The organism is Pseudoalteromonas sp. S4741 (genome assembly GCF_005886135.1).
GTDB classification, from domain to species: domain Bacteria; phylum Pseudomonadota; class Gammaproteobacteria; order Enterobacterales; family Alteromonadaceae; genus Pseudoalteromonas; species Pseudoalteromonas tetraodonis.
In genome coordinates, this window is the sequence record NZ_PNCN01000013.1 from 1 (window position 1) to 15,578 (window position 15,578).

Here is a 15,578-nt window from a genome sequence, read left to right on the forward strand (position 1 = left end):
AAAATTGTTCACCCCCCCCCCCTAAACACATACCCTTTTGCAAAAGTAATCCTAAATAGAGTTGCCAACTCAACCAGCACTTTATCTTCTAAATCATGGCCGTATTCATCATTTATTTGTTTAAAGTGGTCAAGATCAATTAAAAACAAGTACAACTGTGACTTGTCTTTTATCTCCACTTCAAAATAATGACTGACAGATAAACGGTTTCCTGCGCCCATGAGAGGATCAAGTAAGGCCAAGTTTTTAAGTCGCTTAGAAAATTCGGCCCTATTTTCTTCAAAAACATGAGAAATGACCCATATAATAATATAAATAAACAGTAAGTTGAGCGCTTGGTTAAAAGAGGAAAAAGAAGGGCTTGGTAATTTATAAAGCAACACTGATGATTGCATAACCAAAAGTGTGGCCGATAACACAATACCGTATTTTCGACCAAGAAGTAGATAATACAAAATGGGTAAAGAAAACGCCCACAAAAACAAACCATTTTTAAGTGGTGCCAAAAAGGTTCCACATAATATAACGAGCGTTACAGTCATACAAACCGTTATGGCATACCAATTTCGTTGCTTGTTTTTAACCAATGGTATAAAAGCATAAAAACAAAGTGCGGAAATTACACTTCTAAGCCACCTACAATATAAAAATGATTTTTTGATAGGTTAAACACAGCAAAAATAAATGACAGCAAACCTAAAAATAAACACATCCATTTTAAGACATGCTTACGTAATATTTTTGTACTGTTGAGAGCGGCTATATCCATAAAAGACTTAAATCAAAGCTACTGGTTTAAATTAACCCTGAAATGCAATAATTACAACCTTACGCTTAACAACCATCTTTAAAATAAGCAAAAAGGACTGGTTAAATGCAGCTATTCTGTAAGCAATTCATTAACTGTGCCAACTAAGTCAGCAAACTCCTCATCAACATGTGCAATTTGTTTAGGGCTTAAGGTTTGATTTAATTTAACCAGCAACTGTGCGTATGCCCTTAAATTTTCCTCATTTCTCTCAATGAGTTCAGCACTCATAAACAGCTCTCGTTCTGTAATGATAGTGCGTAACTGCTGCGCAAATTGGGCATCATCAAGGGTTTGCTGATTAAACAGTGCTTCAAGTGCACTTAACCGAGTTAGTTTATAGTCATACCATAAATTGCTGGTACTGATATATTCACTGTTAGCTTGTGACACTAGCGTTCGCTGCTCTGAGGTGAGCTTACCAAGCCATTGTACGTAGTAGTCTAGTTGCCTGTCTAAACGAGACTGCTGATGCTCCTCTTTGGTTAATGAAGCGTGCTCTTTTATTTCATCATTAATTTGCTCACGAATGTTTTCTACCATTTCACTGCGTTGTGATGGAGTTAACGTTTTTGCCAGCTCAATTAAGGGATCACTCGCGTACAAAAGTAAATTACGCCAATGCTGCTTTACCTGTGTTATTTTTGCCATCAACTGCGCTGTATCGGCTTGTTTATCGAGCAACTGCCTTAAGTCGAGTAAATCGGCTTTATATTTTGGTAACTCAACCTCTCGGTGCCAATCTCGGGTGTTATTAATAATCACTTTTAACTGCGTTGATTGGCTTTTGTTTAAGTCGACATAATCGTCTATCCAAAACGAAGACAGCCAACCAAGGTTGTTATAAGCAAAGGAGGTAGAACAACTGGCAATAAACAATAAACTGGTTATAAAAATAATTTTGCTTAGTTTTATATTTTTTAAATTATTTAACATTAACAGACCCCGTTTTATGATGCTTTGGTTGCCAAAAATCATCATAAGTAATTATGTAAGCTATTGCTCGCTTTTATTTTTTTCATTTTTCTATAGAATCGCAAGCTAACGCAATTTATATCATGACTATGTGCTTAAGTTTAGAATTTTTGAGCTATAGTTAAAGCTACTTGTTAATACGTTTGTATACCTAGGTTATAAACGTTGGCGTTATTAATTTAGCTCATAATTTTTTACCTATCCCCAATAGATTCACTAGGTAAGTTTTACTTTTATGGCGCTTACATAGAACGACAACTAATTTGGAGACATGCTTATGTCACAGTCTAATTTTAAAGCACTGCTACTGGCCGGTATTATGCTCGCTACCCCTCTTGCCCATGCTGGACTAGAAGAAGGGATCAGAGCTGCTAATGCGGGTGAATTTGAAGAAGCACTTAAAGAGTTTAATTATTTAGCTGACAAAGGCTATGCACCGGGTATTTACGAATTAGGTAAGCTATACGAAGGTGGCCATGGCGTTACCCGTGATTATTACAAAGCAGCTGAGCTGTACCAACAAGCCGTTAAAAAGAACCATGTAGATTCAATGTTTGCACTTGCGGTTTTATATGATGAAGGTAATGGCGTTAAATTAGACAAACAAATGGCCATAACCTTATTCGAAAAAGCAGCCAATAAGAACCTTCCCGCAGCACAGTATAACTTAGGTGTAATGTACGCAAATGGCGATGGTGTTAGCCAAGATTATAAAGTCGCCAGAACATGGTATGAAAAAGCCGCTGCTAATAATTATACATTGGCGCAGTTTAATTTAGCACTGATGTATTTTGAAGGCTTAGGAATGCCAAAAAATCTTGAAATGTCGTATGTGTGGAATACCATTGCCGAGTATAACGGCAACATGCAAGCGAGTCACAGCCGTAAACTTGATGAACGTACTATGCTTCCTAAAGAGGTAGCTGAGGCCAAAGAAAAAGCCGATGCAATTTATACCAAAATTTTAGCGGGTACTTATGCTGGCGAAGGACGCCTGTTTTAAGTTAGCTATTATAAAAGCTGAATGAAGTGATTCATTCAGCTTTTCTGTTTTAAGCGTTGCAGGCTATTTTACATAAAGCCACTTTAGCACTTTGATCAGTAATTTATTTTGTTTAAGTAATAAACCAATGCGCGGGTTAACCGAGCCAGAGACTAAGGTATTTTTTGCATGGCTAAAGGTGAGAAAACCTTCTTTGCCGTGATAATGCCCCATCCCCGAATGCCCCACGCCACCAAACGGCACATCATCGGCAGCTACTTGTATTAATGTGTCGTTTACCGCAACTGTTCCGCTGAGTGTTTGCTTAATAATGTACTGTTGCGCCTGTTTATCTTGACCTAAAATGTAAAGGGCTAATGGGTGGTCGCGTAATCGAATATAATTAAGCACGTCCTCTAATTTGTCGTAACTCATAATGGGTAAAATGGGACCAAATAGCTCTTCTTGCATTAATGTCATCTCATCTGTTACGTGCGTAACAATATGCAGACCCATACGATGCTTTTCGCCATCTTGCTGGTTTTGTTCAAGCGGTTTAGTAATTTTAGCGCCTTGCTCTTGTGCTTGCTCTAAATAACCTAGCAAACGTTGATAATGTGCAGGGCTTATAATCGAGGTCAGGTTTTTGCCTTCTACACCTTGCTTAAAGTGTTTTTTATAAAGGGTACAAAGCGCTTTAATGAATTGATGCTCTAATGCTTTAGGAACAAACACGTAGTCAGGCGCTACACATATCTGCCCTGCATTGGCCATTTTTCCAAATAATAAAGCACGCGCGGCTTTATTTACGTCTGCTTTTTCTAACACAATGACGGGCGATTTTCCGCCGAGCTCTAATGTTACCGGCGTTAAATTTTTACTGGCCGCAGCCATAACTAACTTGCCAACAGCCGTCGAGCCTGTAAACAGCAAATGCGCAAATGGCAATGATGAAAACTCACTTGCCACGTCGCTACCACCTTGAATAATGGTGCAGTGTTGCCTTAATTCACCTGCAAATATTTTTTCAATAACGGCATTGGTGTTAGGCGTAAATTCACTGAGCTTTAACATCACCCTGTTACCCGCTGCAATCGCAGTAATAACAGGTACCAATGCTAGTTGAATAGGATAGTTCCATGGTGCAATCACACCCACCACACCAATAGGCTGATAGGTGACACTTACTTTTGAGGGCCATAAGCTTAACCCCGCGCTGCGATGACTAGGCTTAGACCAGCGAGGTAGCTTTTTAATAATATGCGCAAGTCCCTGCATGGTGGGCAAAATATCTCCCACAAAGGTATCGAACGCCGTTCGGTATCCAAAATCTTTAGATACTGCAGCAATCAAGTCTTGCTCTAACGTTACAATGTTAGCGCGTACTTTCTTGAGTAAAGCAAGACGTTGCTCAATGGGTAAATAAGGGGTGTCTTCAAAAGCATGCTTTAGTTCATTAAATTGCGAACGCAAAGATCCTGTAGATAATGTGTCAGTATTCAAAATAAGCTACTCGATTTATAACGTTTTCAAGACTATAACCTTGTTCTGTTACTCGAGCAATAAAGAGTGATTTTGCAACACGAGGAAAAGGATTGCAAAAACACTCAACAGGTTGGTTGGAACGCATACCGATGCACTGCTTTTGTGTGCATCGGTTATCTGTTTTGTTAGTTGATTAAAGTGGGTTATTAAAAACCAAAAACTTGGGCTGCTATGGTCATTGTTACTAAGGTAATTAAAACAATAGCGACAATATTTAACACAAAGCCAGCACGGATCATGTCTTTCATTTTAATTTCACCCGAGCCAAACACAATCGCATTGGGTGGTGTGGCTACTGGCATCATAAACGCACAACTACACGCAATCGCAGCTGGAATAACCCACACTAACGGGCTGCCTGTTACTGACTCAGCAACGGGGCCTAGCAGTGGTAAAAAGCCTGCTGCAGTTGCCGTATTACTGGTTATTTCAGTTAGGAACGTAATCAGCGCAACCACAACAAGAATGCTCATTACTAATGGAATAGTACTCGCCCCTTCAATCATATTAGCAATGTAATCAGCTAATCCTGATGACTTTATTTGCGAGGCAAGTGTTAATCCGCCACCAAATAAAAGCAACACACCCCACGGCACTTTAGCGGCACTTTCCCAATCTAAAATACGCGCATCGCTGCCTTTATTTGCCGGTAGTACAAACAGTAGTAATGCTGCAGCAATAGCAATACCGGTATCTGAAATTTTAAGCCCGGTAACATCACCTAATAAAGGTCTAAATATCCAACAAATAGCGGCAAGCACAAATACAAACAACACGCCCTTTTCAGCACGCTGCATTAGACCTAAGTCTTTTAATTGTGAAGAGAATACCGCTTTGGTATCAATACGCTTGTTCGCTTGTACATTCGCATCGACTTTATAAGTGAATTTAGTTAACCAAATCCAGCTGATCAGCAACATACCGAGCGCTAATGGCACACCAACAATCATCCACTCGGCAAAGCCAATTTCAATCTGATAACTGTCTGATAGGTACGCAGCCATTAATGCATTTGGTGGAGTACCAATTAATGTAGCAATACCACCAATACTTGCGCCATAAGCAATCGACAGTAAAAGGGCTTTACCAAAACCTTCATTACTAGGATCTGAGCTTTTAACTAAATGGGTAATAGATAAAGCGATAGGAAGCATCATTACTGCGGTAGCGGTATTAGACATCCACATTGATAAAAATGCAGTCACTAACATCATCGCTAAAATTTGTAAGCTTGGTTTTTTACCTGCATAACGCATTGTTTTTAATGCAATACGCTTGTGTAACCCCCAACGCTCCATCGCTATTGAGATTAAAAAGCCACCTAAAAATAAAAAGATCAGCGGATGCGCATAAGGCGCTGCAACACTTTTTATCGCTGCTATATCAACAATTGGCGAAATCACTAAAGGGAGTAACGCAGTAGCAGGAATAGGCACTACCTCACTCACCCACCACGAGGCCATCCAAAATGCTAAGCCTGCGGTTTTAAATGCTGCCGCCGACATCCCTACTGGCGGCTCAACTAAGCAAGTAAGTAGCATGACACATGGGCCAAGTAACAATAACAGCCATTGCATAAATGGCTTTTTATTCGCGTTATTTTCTAAAATACGTTTTGTCATTTGTTTAGCCCTTAAAATTTATATTTAAGACCAAGTGCAACACTGCTATCAGCATTTTCTTCTAGGTCTAGGTCGAGGTCAGTGTATAAAAGGTAAGCTGTGGTTTGCTTGTCAAATACATAATCTACACCCGTGGTCCACTGGGTAGCGTCTGATGTTTGACGTAGTTTTGAATCATCTTTTGCAAATTGTACTTTAGGTACCCATTTGTCTAACTTATAGCTTGCGCTTAGTACATAACCGTTGCCAGACTTAGCGCCGTCAATCGATTCTGAATGCTGGTACAATGCCCCTAATTGTAATTTTTCAAACTTATACACACCCGCAATACGGCTTGCTTTTATGTTATTAAGCGAATCGACATGGCTGATTGAAATAGAGTAAGGTGTTTTATTTAAATTACGGTCGCCGTAAATTAGCGTAGCAGCAAATCCTGCTTCGTTATCTTTGTTGTCATCTTTTGGTGCATAGGTAAATGAAAACTGCGCGTTATGCCAATACTTAGAGGTATAGGTGATGGTATCGCCTAAGCGGTCTTGCCCTGCAATTACTTGAGCAATATCAGCTTGGGTTTCGTTAAAATTATCAAGCTTACCTTCTGAATATTTAAAGCGCGTGTCGTTTCGCCCAACCACCACTTCACCAAATGCGCCTTTTAGGCCCAAGTAAGTATTGCGTGCTGCAAAAGGCTCATTGGTATCGTCGTGTTCAAAACCTTTTACTTGAACTTCGTATTTAAATACCGCGGTAAAATACTCATTTAATTTATGGTCACCTTTAATGCCAATACGCGAAAAAGGGGCATCTATTTGCGTGCCTTCGTCAGCGTAACGCATTATGCCTGTATCGGTGTTAGCAATTTGTACTTCGGCTTTACCATACACTGTGTAGTCTGCTGCAAAAGTGGTTGCAGGTAACGTGGCAGCACTGCATAACGCAGCAAGTACTGAACCTTGGAATATATTGTTTTTCATTATGTGTCTTAATTATGTGATGCTACTTGTTGTCTGCACCTACAAAGCAAGAACATGACCAACTAAAAAATAATAAATACTTTCAGTAATTTAAAAAATAAAGGTTTAAAAATAAACATTGAAATGTGCGGGTTTCCACACATAAAAAACACTCAATATCACCATTTCCACCCATTAATCGGTGAACATATCTCGATTAAGGTTATATTTACTCATTTTATCGTAGAGGGTTTTACGCGCAATTTGTAAGGTTGTCATGGTGTCTTTAATGCTGCCATGGTTAAGCTCTAGCGCCTCTTCAATTAAGGAGTGCTCATAAAAGCTGACCTTTTCGGCTAGGCTCAAATCTAATGATAGCGTGCTGTTGCTTGAATCACTTTGTGCAAATGCCAGATCGGGGCCTAGCAATACCGCGCGCTCGGCTTGATTTCTCAATTCCCGCACATTGCCAGGCCAATCGTGCGCTAGTAAACGTTGTTGTAGTTCTATATTGAGCGCCCCTAACGGTTTATGGAAGCGGGTCGCAGCAATAGAACTAAAATGCTTAAATAACAGTGGAATATCTGCTTTTCTGTCTCTCAATGCAGGAATACTGACTTTTACTAAACTCAATCGGTAATATAAATCGGCTCTAAACTCACCTTTTTCTACCAGCGAAAGTAAATCGACTTTGGTGGCTGCGACAATACGAATATCAAGCTCTATCGCTTTATTAGCACCAACGGGGGTTACTTTTCGCTCTTCAAGCACCCGTAGTAATTTAACTTGAAGTGATAAAGGAGTGCTTTCAATTTCATCTAAAAAAACGGTGCCGCCTTGAGCAAACTCAAATTTACCTTTGCGATCGTGTGTTGCGCCAGTAAAGGCTCCGCTGATAGCCCCAAACAGTTCGCTTTCTATTAATTGCTCTGGGACTGCGCCACAGTTAATAGCCACAAACTGACAGCTTGAACGGTTACTATGATCGTGTAAATAGCGAGCCACTAATTCTTTACCTGTGCCAGTTTCACCTTCAATTAACACATCAGCCGGGGTATCAATCACTGTATTGAGTAGGTTCATCATATGCTGCATTTTAAGCGTATCACCTAAAATACGTACACCGGGCGCCGACGTTTTCTCAACCGCGCGCTTCAGCGCTCTGTTTTCCATTACTAAGGCACGTTTATCTGAGGCTCTGGCAATACAATCTAATAAATTTTCGTTCAGTGGTTTTTCAAATAAATCATACGCGCCCAATTGCATCGCTTTTACCGCAACAGAAACATCAGCATAACCGGTTAAAAATATCACTGGTAGTTCGCTATCGAATGCTTTTACCTGCTCAATAAACGTTAAACCATCCATAGTGGGCATGTTTATGTCACTAAGTACAATGCCACAAAAACTGCGATTTAAGCGACTTAAGGCAACACTTGCATCACTAAAACACTGTACCTCATACCCCTCGAGCGTTAATAGCTGATTCAATGAATCGCGGATCATCGCTTCATCATCAATAACAATAATCTGTTTGCAAACAACGGCTTCAATCATTTTTAGTGGCCTCTATGCTTGATAAACTAATAATAAATTGCGCACCGCCTTCAGGGCGATTATGTGCAGTTAAGTACCCATTAAATGATTCAATAATTTGCTTTGAAATCGACAAGCCCAGCCCTAACCCGTTACTTGATTTGGTACTATAAAAAGGTTCAAAAATAGACCCCAACACATGATGCTCAATACCAGGGCCACTATCTAATATAGAAAGCTTAACGCGCTCTTCAAAGCATTCAACATCAAAACTGAGCTCTCTAACTGGCTCACCTTTCATTGCCTGTGATGCATTGGTGATCACATTAACCAATACTTGTTCAAACTTTAACGCATCGACCCACACCGTGATCTCTTGCGAAAACTGCGGTGCACTTACGTTAACATCGTCTTGTTTAAGTTGCGGATGGGTGATCATCAACGCATTGTTTAATAACGCCGATAGTGGATGGGGTCGCAGTTGCATGGCCGCCGGTTTACTAAAGTGTTTAAGCTGCGCCACTATTTTATGCACCCGCTCTACCAAATTCTCGATAATGATTAAGTTTTCATTTAATGCGTTGAGCTTTCCCTTTTTTAGGAAAATTTTAGCACTGGCTAAATAGGTGTTCATTGCGCTGAGCGGTTGGTTAATTTCGTGATTAATGCCCGCACTCAATTGCCCAATAGTGGCTAATTTTGCCGACTGTACTAATGCGGTTTGGGCTTTTTCGAGTGCTTGAGTACGCTCTAGTACTTCGAGCTCTAAACTGTGACGCGAATACAGTAATTTTTTATACCCGGCAAAGCGTGCCAATAAGCTATATCCAACAAAAATAAACACCCAATAAAATAACACTAGCCATAGTAATCTAGGCACCTGTAAGGCGTTAATGTTTGAAATATCAACAAGCACTGTCATGGTTGCATTCAGATGAGTTAAGGGTCTTGAGGCGGCAACGTATTCATCTTCAGCAATTTTAAATTGCTCAATGCCTTGGCTTTTGTAGCGCTGTTGCTTAATTTGTAGCGGTTGATGATCTAAGTAAGCACGGCGCTGTTTAATATCACGACGCGCGGTAATATCAAGCTCTGTAAAACTATTTAAACGCCATGCGGGTTCATCTGACATGGCAATAATATTATCGGCAAGTTGCAAATAAAAATGGCTTCCTTTTGAAGTATTTAAAAGCGAACGATCGTTTTCAAATTTAGCGACATTAGTTTTAAGCGCCACCACGCCAATGGCTTTTCCATCTAGGTAAATAGCTTGGGAAAAATAAATTCCGCGCTCTTTTGAGCGCTGACCAAGTGCAAAGTATGCGACCTTTTCACCGGCAAACGCTTGTTTAAAATAAGGTCTAAATGCAAAGTTACTACCTAAAAATGTATAGTCGGTTTGCCAGTTACTACTGGCAATAACATCGCCATGAGTATCTAGTATGTATACATCTGAGGCACCACTGGCTTGTTGAATATCAGCAAGGTAATTGTTAATTGCATTAAAGTGTTGTGATTCATTATTAGTAAAACGAATCAATACGTTATTTTCAATTAGCAGCTGAGGGATAGCCGCAAATCGAGCGAGTTCGTTATCGATATAATTATTTAATTGGATGACTTGTTGATCAGCTTGAATTTTGGCTTGCCCTAAATCATAAGCACGACCAAACGAAAAGGTGATCACCAATAATAGTACTAACAATATACAGGCAAAAATAATTTTTTTGGGGATGGAGAACATAAACGCCTATGACAACTATGATGCCAATAATAAGTAATAGCCAATATTGTAACGAGTTATCCCCCTTTGCAGAAGAAACTTTTTGTTAACAATTATACTGAAACTAAAAAACCGTGAAATATTACATTCCACGGTTTAATCACCTTTTAAGGTGTGCTGTTTTAGCTTAATTTACGCTTTTGCAACGACAGGTTTGTCTTTAAAATATTTGTATAAGCCAATTAATGAGGCTGCAATCCAAAATATTTCAATCACAAAGCTTGCTAAGTTAAAGTTATAACAAAGGCTAATAAGTAACAAAATAGCGCCACTTAAATTCATTAAGTTATACGTTAAACTTTTAGGTGAAACTTTATTTAGTTGCAGCAAAAAAAATGAACCAACCACTAAAAAAGTACCACTCATACCAACAATATCAAATAAAAGTGCGATCACACGTCTATCCTTTTCCATTTTAAAACCCAACTGACTGGCCCAATCCATGGGGAGGGTTTTTTTCAATCATTGAAACAGCAAAACCAGCGAAGCTTACCAGTGAAATAAAAGCAAACAAGGGCTTATGTCCGCCCCGCACTACTTTAGGCTATAAACGAAAGGTTTATTTAAAAGTAACTTTACCACCAATCATTTTATAGGCAGGGGTTCCTCTTATAATTGTAGGGCGGGCAAAAGGTCGTTCACAGCCTGGGCATACGCATTCAGTATGGGTGTGATCTTGGGTTATTCTTTCTATAAAACATTTTACTAAAGCACCTTTGCCACCTTTACGGTATTTGAATAACGGTGCCTTACACCCAGAACAAAATATATCGACCGTTTTTGTAGGCCCTTTTTTATTGGGCTTAGCCATACTTCCTCAATAATTACTTTACGATTAGTTAATAGCATAATGCTATCACATCAGCGGTAGAAAATAATGAATGGCTGTTGCGCTAATATATTTTTTAAACAGTCGGTAGATAACTCTACTTTATAAACGATTCGCTTTAGGCTTTTATCGATAAACGGGTTAATTTAGCTGATAACACATTCATATTAAAAGGCTTTACGATAAAGCCTGACACTTTAGCATTAATCGCTTTTTTGACAGTCGAAGAACTATCTTCACAGGTCACCATAAGTACAGGAAGGTTTTTCAGCTCGGCATCTTTTCTAATATTATCAAGTAAAGTAATGCCATCCATTTTAGGCATATGAAGATCTGTTATAACCAAATCAAACATTTGATTTTGCAGTATGTTTAATGCTTGAAGCCCATCTGTGGCTTCAACAATATCTATATAATCTAACCTCCTTAACATATTAATTAATACATGACGCATTAACGGCATATCATCAACAACAAGTATTTTCATGCGTATGTTTTACCAAAATAGCTGCGAGCAAATTTTCATTAAAACAAAGTAAAGGCGACACGTCAATCTAAAAGGTATTAACAAAAACGTGTTATGTGTAGTAACAACATTAGTTAACAATACCTATTGCCGCAAGTAATCAGATGGATACTTGTATCCCCTTATTTTAGCTAAACAAAAGTTTAAAAAATTCCAAACGAAGCTTGGGTTATATGTGCTAAGCTTTTTGCACTTAGTGTTACTTCTAACCCTCGTTTTCCGGCACTAACATATATCATTTCAAAATCTAACGCACTGGAGTGTATGTATGTTTTTAGCCGCTTTTTTTGGCCAACGGGGCTAACTCCTCCCAAAATATAACCGGTACTCGCCTGCACTTTTTGTGGGTCTGCCATCATCACTTTTTTTACTGCACAAAGCTTCGCAAGCTGTTTTAAATTAACCTGCTGAGTGACGGGAGTCACCGCTACAATAAGCTGTTGCTCTGAGGTTTCTAGCACTAGGGTTTTAAATACTTGGGCGCTGTTAAGATTAAGCTTTTCAACCGCTTCGAGGCCGTAATTAGTATTGTTTATATCGTGCTCGTAACTAAGTATGTCAAACTTAATATCGCTTTTTTTTAGCTGCTCTATAGCGGGGGTCATCTGATAAAGTCCAAAAATAAATTCCCCTAATAATTTAGCACATTAAACATAAAAAAACGGCGCTAAAAAAGCGCCGTTTTTACTAAGGTCTATTGATCCTGCTCATTACTTAGTTAAGTCATCAAAAAACTTTTTAACCCCATCAAAAAAGCCTTGCTCTTTAGGGCGGTTTTTTGAGCTGTCTTTGCCCATACTTTCATCTAATTCTTTAAGTAAGGCACGTTGACGCTCGTTTAAATTAACTGGCGTTTCAATCACAACCTTACAAATTAAATCGCCTTGAGCGCCACTGCGTACTGACTTAACACCTTTGCCACGCATACGGAACATTTTGCCCGTTTGTGTTTCTGACGGTATTTTAAGCTTTGCACGCCCATCAAGCGTAGGCACTTCAATTTCACCGCCAAGGCCTGCAGTGGTAAAGCTTATTGGTACTTCACAGTATAAATTATTGGCTTCACGAACAAATATTTTGTGCTCACGAACAGATACTTGCACATACAAGTCACCTGCTGGTGCACCATGCATGCCTGCCTCGCCTTCACCTGATAAGCGAATACGATCGCCAGTATCTACGCCTGCCGGGATTTTAACCGATAGCGTTTTAGTTTTTTCTACACGGCCTTGTCCATGACATTTATTACAAGGATCTGAAATGATCTGACCTTGTCCATGACAAGTCGGACAGGTTTGCTGCACGGCAAAAAAACCTTGGCGCATTTGTACTTGGCCTGCACCATGACAGGTTGTACATGTCTTTGGCTTTGAACCCGCTTTAGCACCACTGCCATCACATGGTTCACAACTAACCCAAGTAGGTACTTTAATCTCAACTTCTTTACCACGAACCGCTTCTTCTAAGCTTAAGTCCATGTTGTAACGTAAATCTGAGCCACGTTGCTGGCGTGATTGACGTCGACCACCGCCGCCACCAAAAATATCACCAAATACGTCACCAAAAATATCACCAAAATCACCTTGGCCGCCGCCAAAGCCACCGTGACCACCGCCACCACCTTGTTCGAAGGCTGCATGGCCGTATTGGTCATACATTTGACGCTTTTGCGCATCAGTCAGTATTTCGTAAGCTTCTTTAACTTCCTTGAATTTAGTTTCAAGGTCTTTATCACCGGCGGTACGATCGGGGTGATATTTCATCGCTAAGCGTTTATACGCTTTTTTTATGTCTCGCTCACTCGCATCTTTGCTTACGCCGAGGACTTCGTAATAATCGCGTTTTGACATATCTATCACACTACTCTTTTCTATTTACAGCGTTAGCTGCTGGACAAACCGATAAATCATATCGATTTATCATTGAATTTTTAAAGCGTTTTATTCGCTTCTCTTTACATGCAAAAGGCGCGTTAAGCTTTAGCCTACGCGCCTCATGTGTTCATCCTAACTCAAACACTTGATTTGGTCATGTGTTTTAAATTAGCGAGAAGCGTTAGCAACAATTACTTGTCGTCTTTAACTTCTTCGAACTCTGCATCAACAACATCGTCATCTTGTTTAGCTGACTGTTGTTGTTCACCAGCGTCACCACCAGCTTGTTGTGCTTTAGCTTGAGCGATTTCCATTAGCTTTTGAGACTTTTCAACAAGCGCTTGCGTTTTCGCTTCAATCTCAGCTTTGTCGTCACTCTTAATCGCTGCTTCTAGGTCAACAACAGCCGCTTCAATCGCGTCTTTGTCTTCGCTTGGCAGTGCATCACCCGCTTCTTCAATTTGCTTACGTGTACCGTGAACAAGTGCGTCAGCTTGGTTACGTGCAGCTACTAACTCTTCAAACTTTTTATCGTCTTCAGCATGCGCTTCTGCATCACGAACCATCTTTTCAACTTCTTCATCGCTTAAACCAGAAGATGCTTGAATAGTGATTTTTTGCTCTTTACCTGTATCTTTATCTTTTGCAGATACATGTAAGATACCATCCGCATCAACATCGAATGTTACTTCGATTTGTGGCGTACCACGTTGTGCTGGGCGAATACCTTCTAGGTTAAATTGACCCAGAGATTTGTTGTCGCTAGCACGCTTACGCTCACCTTGTAACACATGAATGGTTACTGCAGATTGGTTGTCTTCTGCTGTTGAGAATATTTGCGATTTCTTAGTAGGAATCGTGGTGTTTTTCTCAATCAGTGCTGTCATTACTGACCCCATTGTCTCAATACCTAGAGATAATGGTGATACGTCTAGTAATAGTACGTCTTTCACGTCACCTGCAAGTACACCACCTTGAATCGCAGCACCCACAGCTACCGCTTCATCAGGGTTAACGTCTTTACGTGGCTCTTTGCCAAAGAACTCAGCAACTGTTTTTTGAACAAGTGGCATACGCGTTTGACCACCTACTAAAATAATATCGTTGATATCGTTCACAGATAGGTCAGCATCAGCCAATGCGCGTTTAAGTGGCTCAATTGACTTAGTTACTAAGTCTTCAACTAATGACTCAAGTTTAGCACGCGTTAGTTTAACGTTCATGTGCTTAGGACCTGATGCATCGGCAGTTACGTACGGAAGGTTAACTTCTGTAGATTGTGCTGATGAAAGCTCAATTTTCGCTTTCTCTGCCGCTTCTTTAACACGTTGCATAGCAAGCGGATCATTTTGTAAATCGATACCTTGGTCTTTCTTAAATTCAGCTACTAAGTAGTTGATTACACGGTTATCGAAATCTTCACCACCTAAGTGAGTGTCACCATTTGTCGCAAGTACTTCAAATGTGTGCTCACCTTCAACTTCATCAATTTCAATGATTGATAAATCGAAAGTACCACCACCTAAGTCGTATACCGCTACTACGTTTTCGCCACGGCTTTTATCCATACCGTATGCAAGGGCTGCAGCTGTTGGCTCGTTGATAATACGTTTTACTTCAAGACCCGCAATACGGCCCGCATCTTTTGTAGCTTGACGTTGTGAATCGTTAAAGTATGCCGGTACTGTGATTACCGCTTCAGTTACTTCTTCACCTAAGAAGTCTTCAGCCGTTTTTTTCATTTTTTTCAATACTTCAGCAGAAATTTGTGGTGCAGCGCGTTTTTCACCGCCTGCTTCTACCCATGCATCGCCATTATCTGCTTTGATAATTTTGAAAGGCATGATGCCGATATCACGCTGTACTTCTTCGTCTTCAAAGCGACGACCAATTAAACGTTTGATTGCAAATAACGTGTTTGTTGGGTTAGTTACCGCTTGACGTTTTGCAGGTTGACCTACTAACGTTTCACCGTCTTGCGTATAAGCAATAATAGACGGGGTTGTGCGATCGCCTTCCGCATTTTCAATAACACGTGCTTTGTCACCATCAAGTACTGCAACACAAGAGTTAGTAGTACCTAAATCGATTCCAATAATTCTACCCATGAATCTTCTCCAACTTCTAAATTCGTTAATACATTCG

At 40.0% G+C, this 15,578-nt stretch carries 14 protein-coding genes and 1 pseudogene; 1 reads left to right on the forward strand and 14 read right to left on the reverse strand.

Annotation, left to right across the window (positions count from 1 at the left end):
• Nucleotides 1-8: 8 nt before the first annotated feature.
• The 3 genes and pseudogenes from CWC30_RS19185 to CWC30_RS01865 form a co-directional block, all read right to left on the reverse strand.
• Nucleotides 9-221, reverse strand: a complete 213-nt coding sequence (locus tag CWC30_RS19185; RefSeq protein WP_502704747.1) for a diguanylate cyclase — start codon at nucleotides 219-221, stop codon at nucleotides 9-11.
• Between the two features lie 87 nt (nucleotides 222-308).
• Nucleotides 309-769: pseudogene (locus tag CWC30_RS19190) on the reverse strand (GGDEF domain-containing protein); the annotation flags it as partial.
• Nucleotides 770-880: 111 nt separating this feature from the next.
• Complete coding sequence (locus tag CWC30_RS01865; RefSeq protein ID WP_138626271.1) at nucleotides 881-1,744, reverse strand: DUF6279 family lipoprotein; 864 nt, start codon at nucleotides 1,742-1,744, stop codon at nucleotides 881-883.
• A 316-nt stretch (nucleotides 1,745-2,060) separates the two neighbouring features.
• Between CWC30_RS01865 and CWC30_RS01870 the strand changes: the two genes are divergently transcribed.
• Complete coding sequence (locus CWC30_RS01870; protein ID WP_064664106.1) at nucleotides 2,061-2,786, forward strand: tetratricopeptide repeat protein; 726 nt, start codon at nucleotides 2,061-2,063, stop codon at nucleotides 2,784-2,786.
• Between the two features lie 63 nt (nucleotides 2,787-2,849).
• Here CWC30_RS01870 and CWC30_RS01875 read toward each other — a convergent pair whose 3' ends face one another.
• The 11 genes from CWC30_RS01875 to dnaK form a co-directional block, all read right to left on the reverse strand.
• A complete protein-coding gene (locus CWC30_RS01875) occupies nucleotides 2,850-4,268 on the reverse strand; it encodes a coniferyl aldehyde dehydrogenase (RefSeq protein ID WP_138626272.1) in 1,419 nt (472 codons plus the stop codon).
• 188 nt (nucleotides 4,269-4,456) lie between these two features.
• Nucleotides 4,457-5,932, reverse strand: a complete 1,476-nt coding sequence (locus tag CWC30_RS01880) for an SLC13 family permease (protein WP_036983914.1) — start codon at nucleotides 5,930-5,932, stop codon at nucleotides 4,457-4,459.
• A gap of 11 nt (nucleotides 5,933-5,943) precedes the next feature.
• Nucleotides 5,944-6,906: a porin gene (locus CWC30_RS01885; protein WP_138626273.1), complete on the reverse strand. Its 963-nt coding sequence runs from the start codon at nucleotides 6,904-6,906 to the stop codon at nucleotides 5,944-5,946.
• Between the two features lie 174 nt (nucleotides 6,907-7,080).
• On the reverse strand, nucleotides 7,081-8,442 hold the full coding sequence (locus tag CWC30_RS01890) for a sigma-54-dependent transcriptional regulator (RefSeq protein WP_036983912.1): 1,362 nt from the start codon (nucleotides 8,440-8,442) through the stop codon (nucleotides 7,081-7,083).
• Complete coding sequence (locus CWC30_RS01895; RefSeq protein ID WP_138626274.1) at nucleotides 8,435-10,165, reverse strand: sensor histidine kinase; 1,731 nt, start codon at nucleotides 10,163-10,165, stop codon at nucleotides 8,435-8,437. The genes CWC30_RS01890 and CWC30_RS01895 overlap by 8 nt, the downstream gene beginning before the upstream one ends.
• 171 nt (nucleotides 10,166-10,336) lie before the next feature.
• Nucleotides 10,337-10,600 (reverse strand): CBU_0592 family membrane protein, encoded by a 264-nt coding sequence (locus CWC30_RS01900; protein ID WP_008112375.1) that lies wholly within the window; start codon nucleotides 10,598-10,600, stop codon nucleotides 10,337-10,339.
• Nucleotides 10,601-10,763: 163 nt separating this feature from the next.
• Entirely contained in the window at nucleotides 10,764-11,015 is a 252-nt protein-coding gene (locus CWC30_RS18580; RefSeq protein WP_138626275.1) for a hypothetical protein, read from the reverse strand.
• Nucleotides 11,016-11,151: 136 nt separating this feature from the next.
• Nucleotides 11,152-11,520 (reverse strand): response regulator, encoded by a 369-nt coding sequence (locus tag CWC30_RS01910; RefSeq protein ID WP_138561211.1) that lies wholly within the window; start codon nucleotides 11,518-11,520, stop codon nucleotides 11,152-11,154.
• A 182-nt stretch (nucleotides 11,521-11,702) separates the two neighbouring features.
• Nucleotides 11,703-12,164, reverse strand: a complete 462-nt coding sequence (ybaK, locus tag CWC30_RS01915; RefSeq protein ID WP_036983909.1) for a Cys-tRNA(Pro) deacylase — start codon at nucleotides 12,162-12,164, stop codon at nucleotides 11,703-11,705.
• Between the two features lie 105 nt (nucleotides 12,165-12,269).
• Nucleotides 12,270-13,409, reverse strand: a complete 1,140-nt coding sequence (dnaJ, locus tag CWC30_RS01920) for a molecular chaperone DnaJ (RefSeq protein WP_138626295.1) — start codon at nucleotides 13,407-13,409, stop codon at nucleotides 12,270-12,272.
• A gap of 215 nt (nucleotides 13,410-13,624) precedes the next feature.
• On the reverse strand, nucleotides 13,625-15,541 hold the full coding sequence (dnaK, locus tag CWC30_RS01925) for a molecular chaperone DnaK (protein ID WP_138626276.1): 1,917 nt from the start codon (nucleotides 15,539-15,541) through the stop codon (nucleotides 13,625-13,627).
• Nucleotides 15,542-15,578 lie beyond the last annotated feature (37 nt).

Bases quoted from the DNA above. Each gene is read 5' to 3' on its own strand.
- CWC30_RS19185 (WP_502704747.1), bottom strand. From the start codon at position 221: ATGGGCGCAGGAAACCGTTTATCTGTCAGTCATTATTTTGAAGTGGAG.
- CWC30_RS01865 (WP_138626271.1), bottom strand. From the start codon at position 1,744: ATGTTAAATAATTTAAAAAATATAAAACTAAGCAAAATTATTTTTATA.
- CWC30_RS01870 (WP_064664106.1), top strand. From the start codon at position 2,061: ATGTCACAGTCTAATTTTAAAGCACTGCTACTGGCCGGTATTATGCTC.
- CWC30_RS01880 (WP_036983914.1), bottom strand. From the start codon at position 5,932: ATGACAAAACGTATTTTAGAAAATAACGCGAATAAAAAGCCATTTATG.
- CWC30_RS01885 (WP_138626273.1), bottom strand. From the start codon at position 6,906: ATGAAAAACAATATATTCCAAGGTTCAGTACTTGCTGCGTTATGCAGT.
- CWC30_RS01890 (WP_036983912.1), bottom strand. From the start codon at position 8,442: ATGATTGAAGCCGTTGTTTGCAAACAGATTATTGTTATTGATGATGAA.
- CWC30_RS01895 (WP_138626274.1), bottom strand. From the start codon at position 10,165: ATGTTCTCCATCCCCAAAAAAATTATTTTTGCCTGTATATTGTTAGTA.
- CWC30_RS18580 (WP_138626275.1), bottom strand. From the start codon at position 11,015: ATGGCTAAGCCCAATAAAAAAGGGCCTACAAAAACGGTCGATATATTT.
- CWC30_RS01910 (WP_138561211.1), bottom strand. From the start codon at position 11,520: ATGAAAATACTTGTTGTTGATGATATGCCGTTAATGCGTCATGTATTA.
- ybaK (WP_036983909.1), bottom strand. From the start codon at position 12,164: ATGACCCCCGCTATAGAGCAGCTAAAAAAAAGCGATATTAAGTTTGAC.
- dnaJ (WP_138626295.1), bottom strand. From the start codon at position 13,409: ATGTCAAAACGCGATTATTACGAAGTCCTCGGCGTAAGCAAAGATGCG.
- dnaK (WP_138626276.1), bottom strand. From the start codon at position 15,541: ATGGGTAGAATTATTGGAATCGATTTAGGTACTACTAACTCTTGTGTT.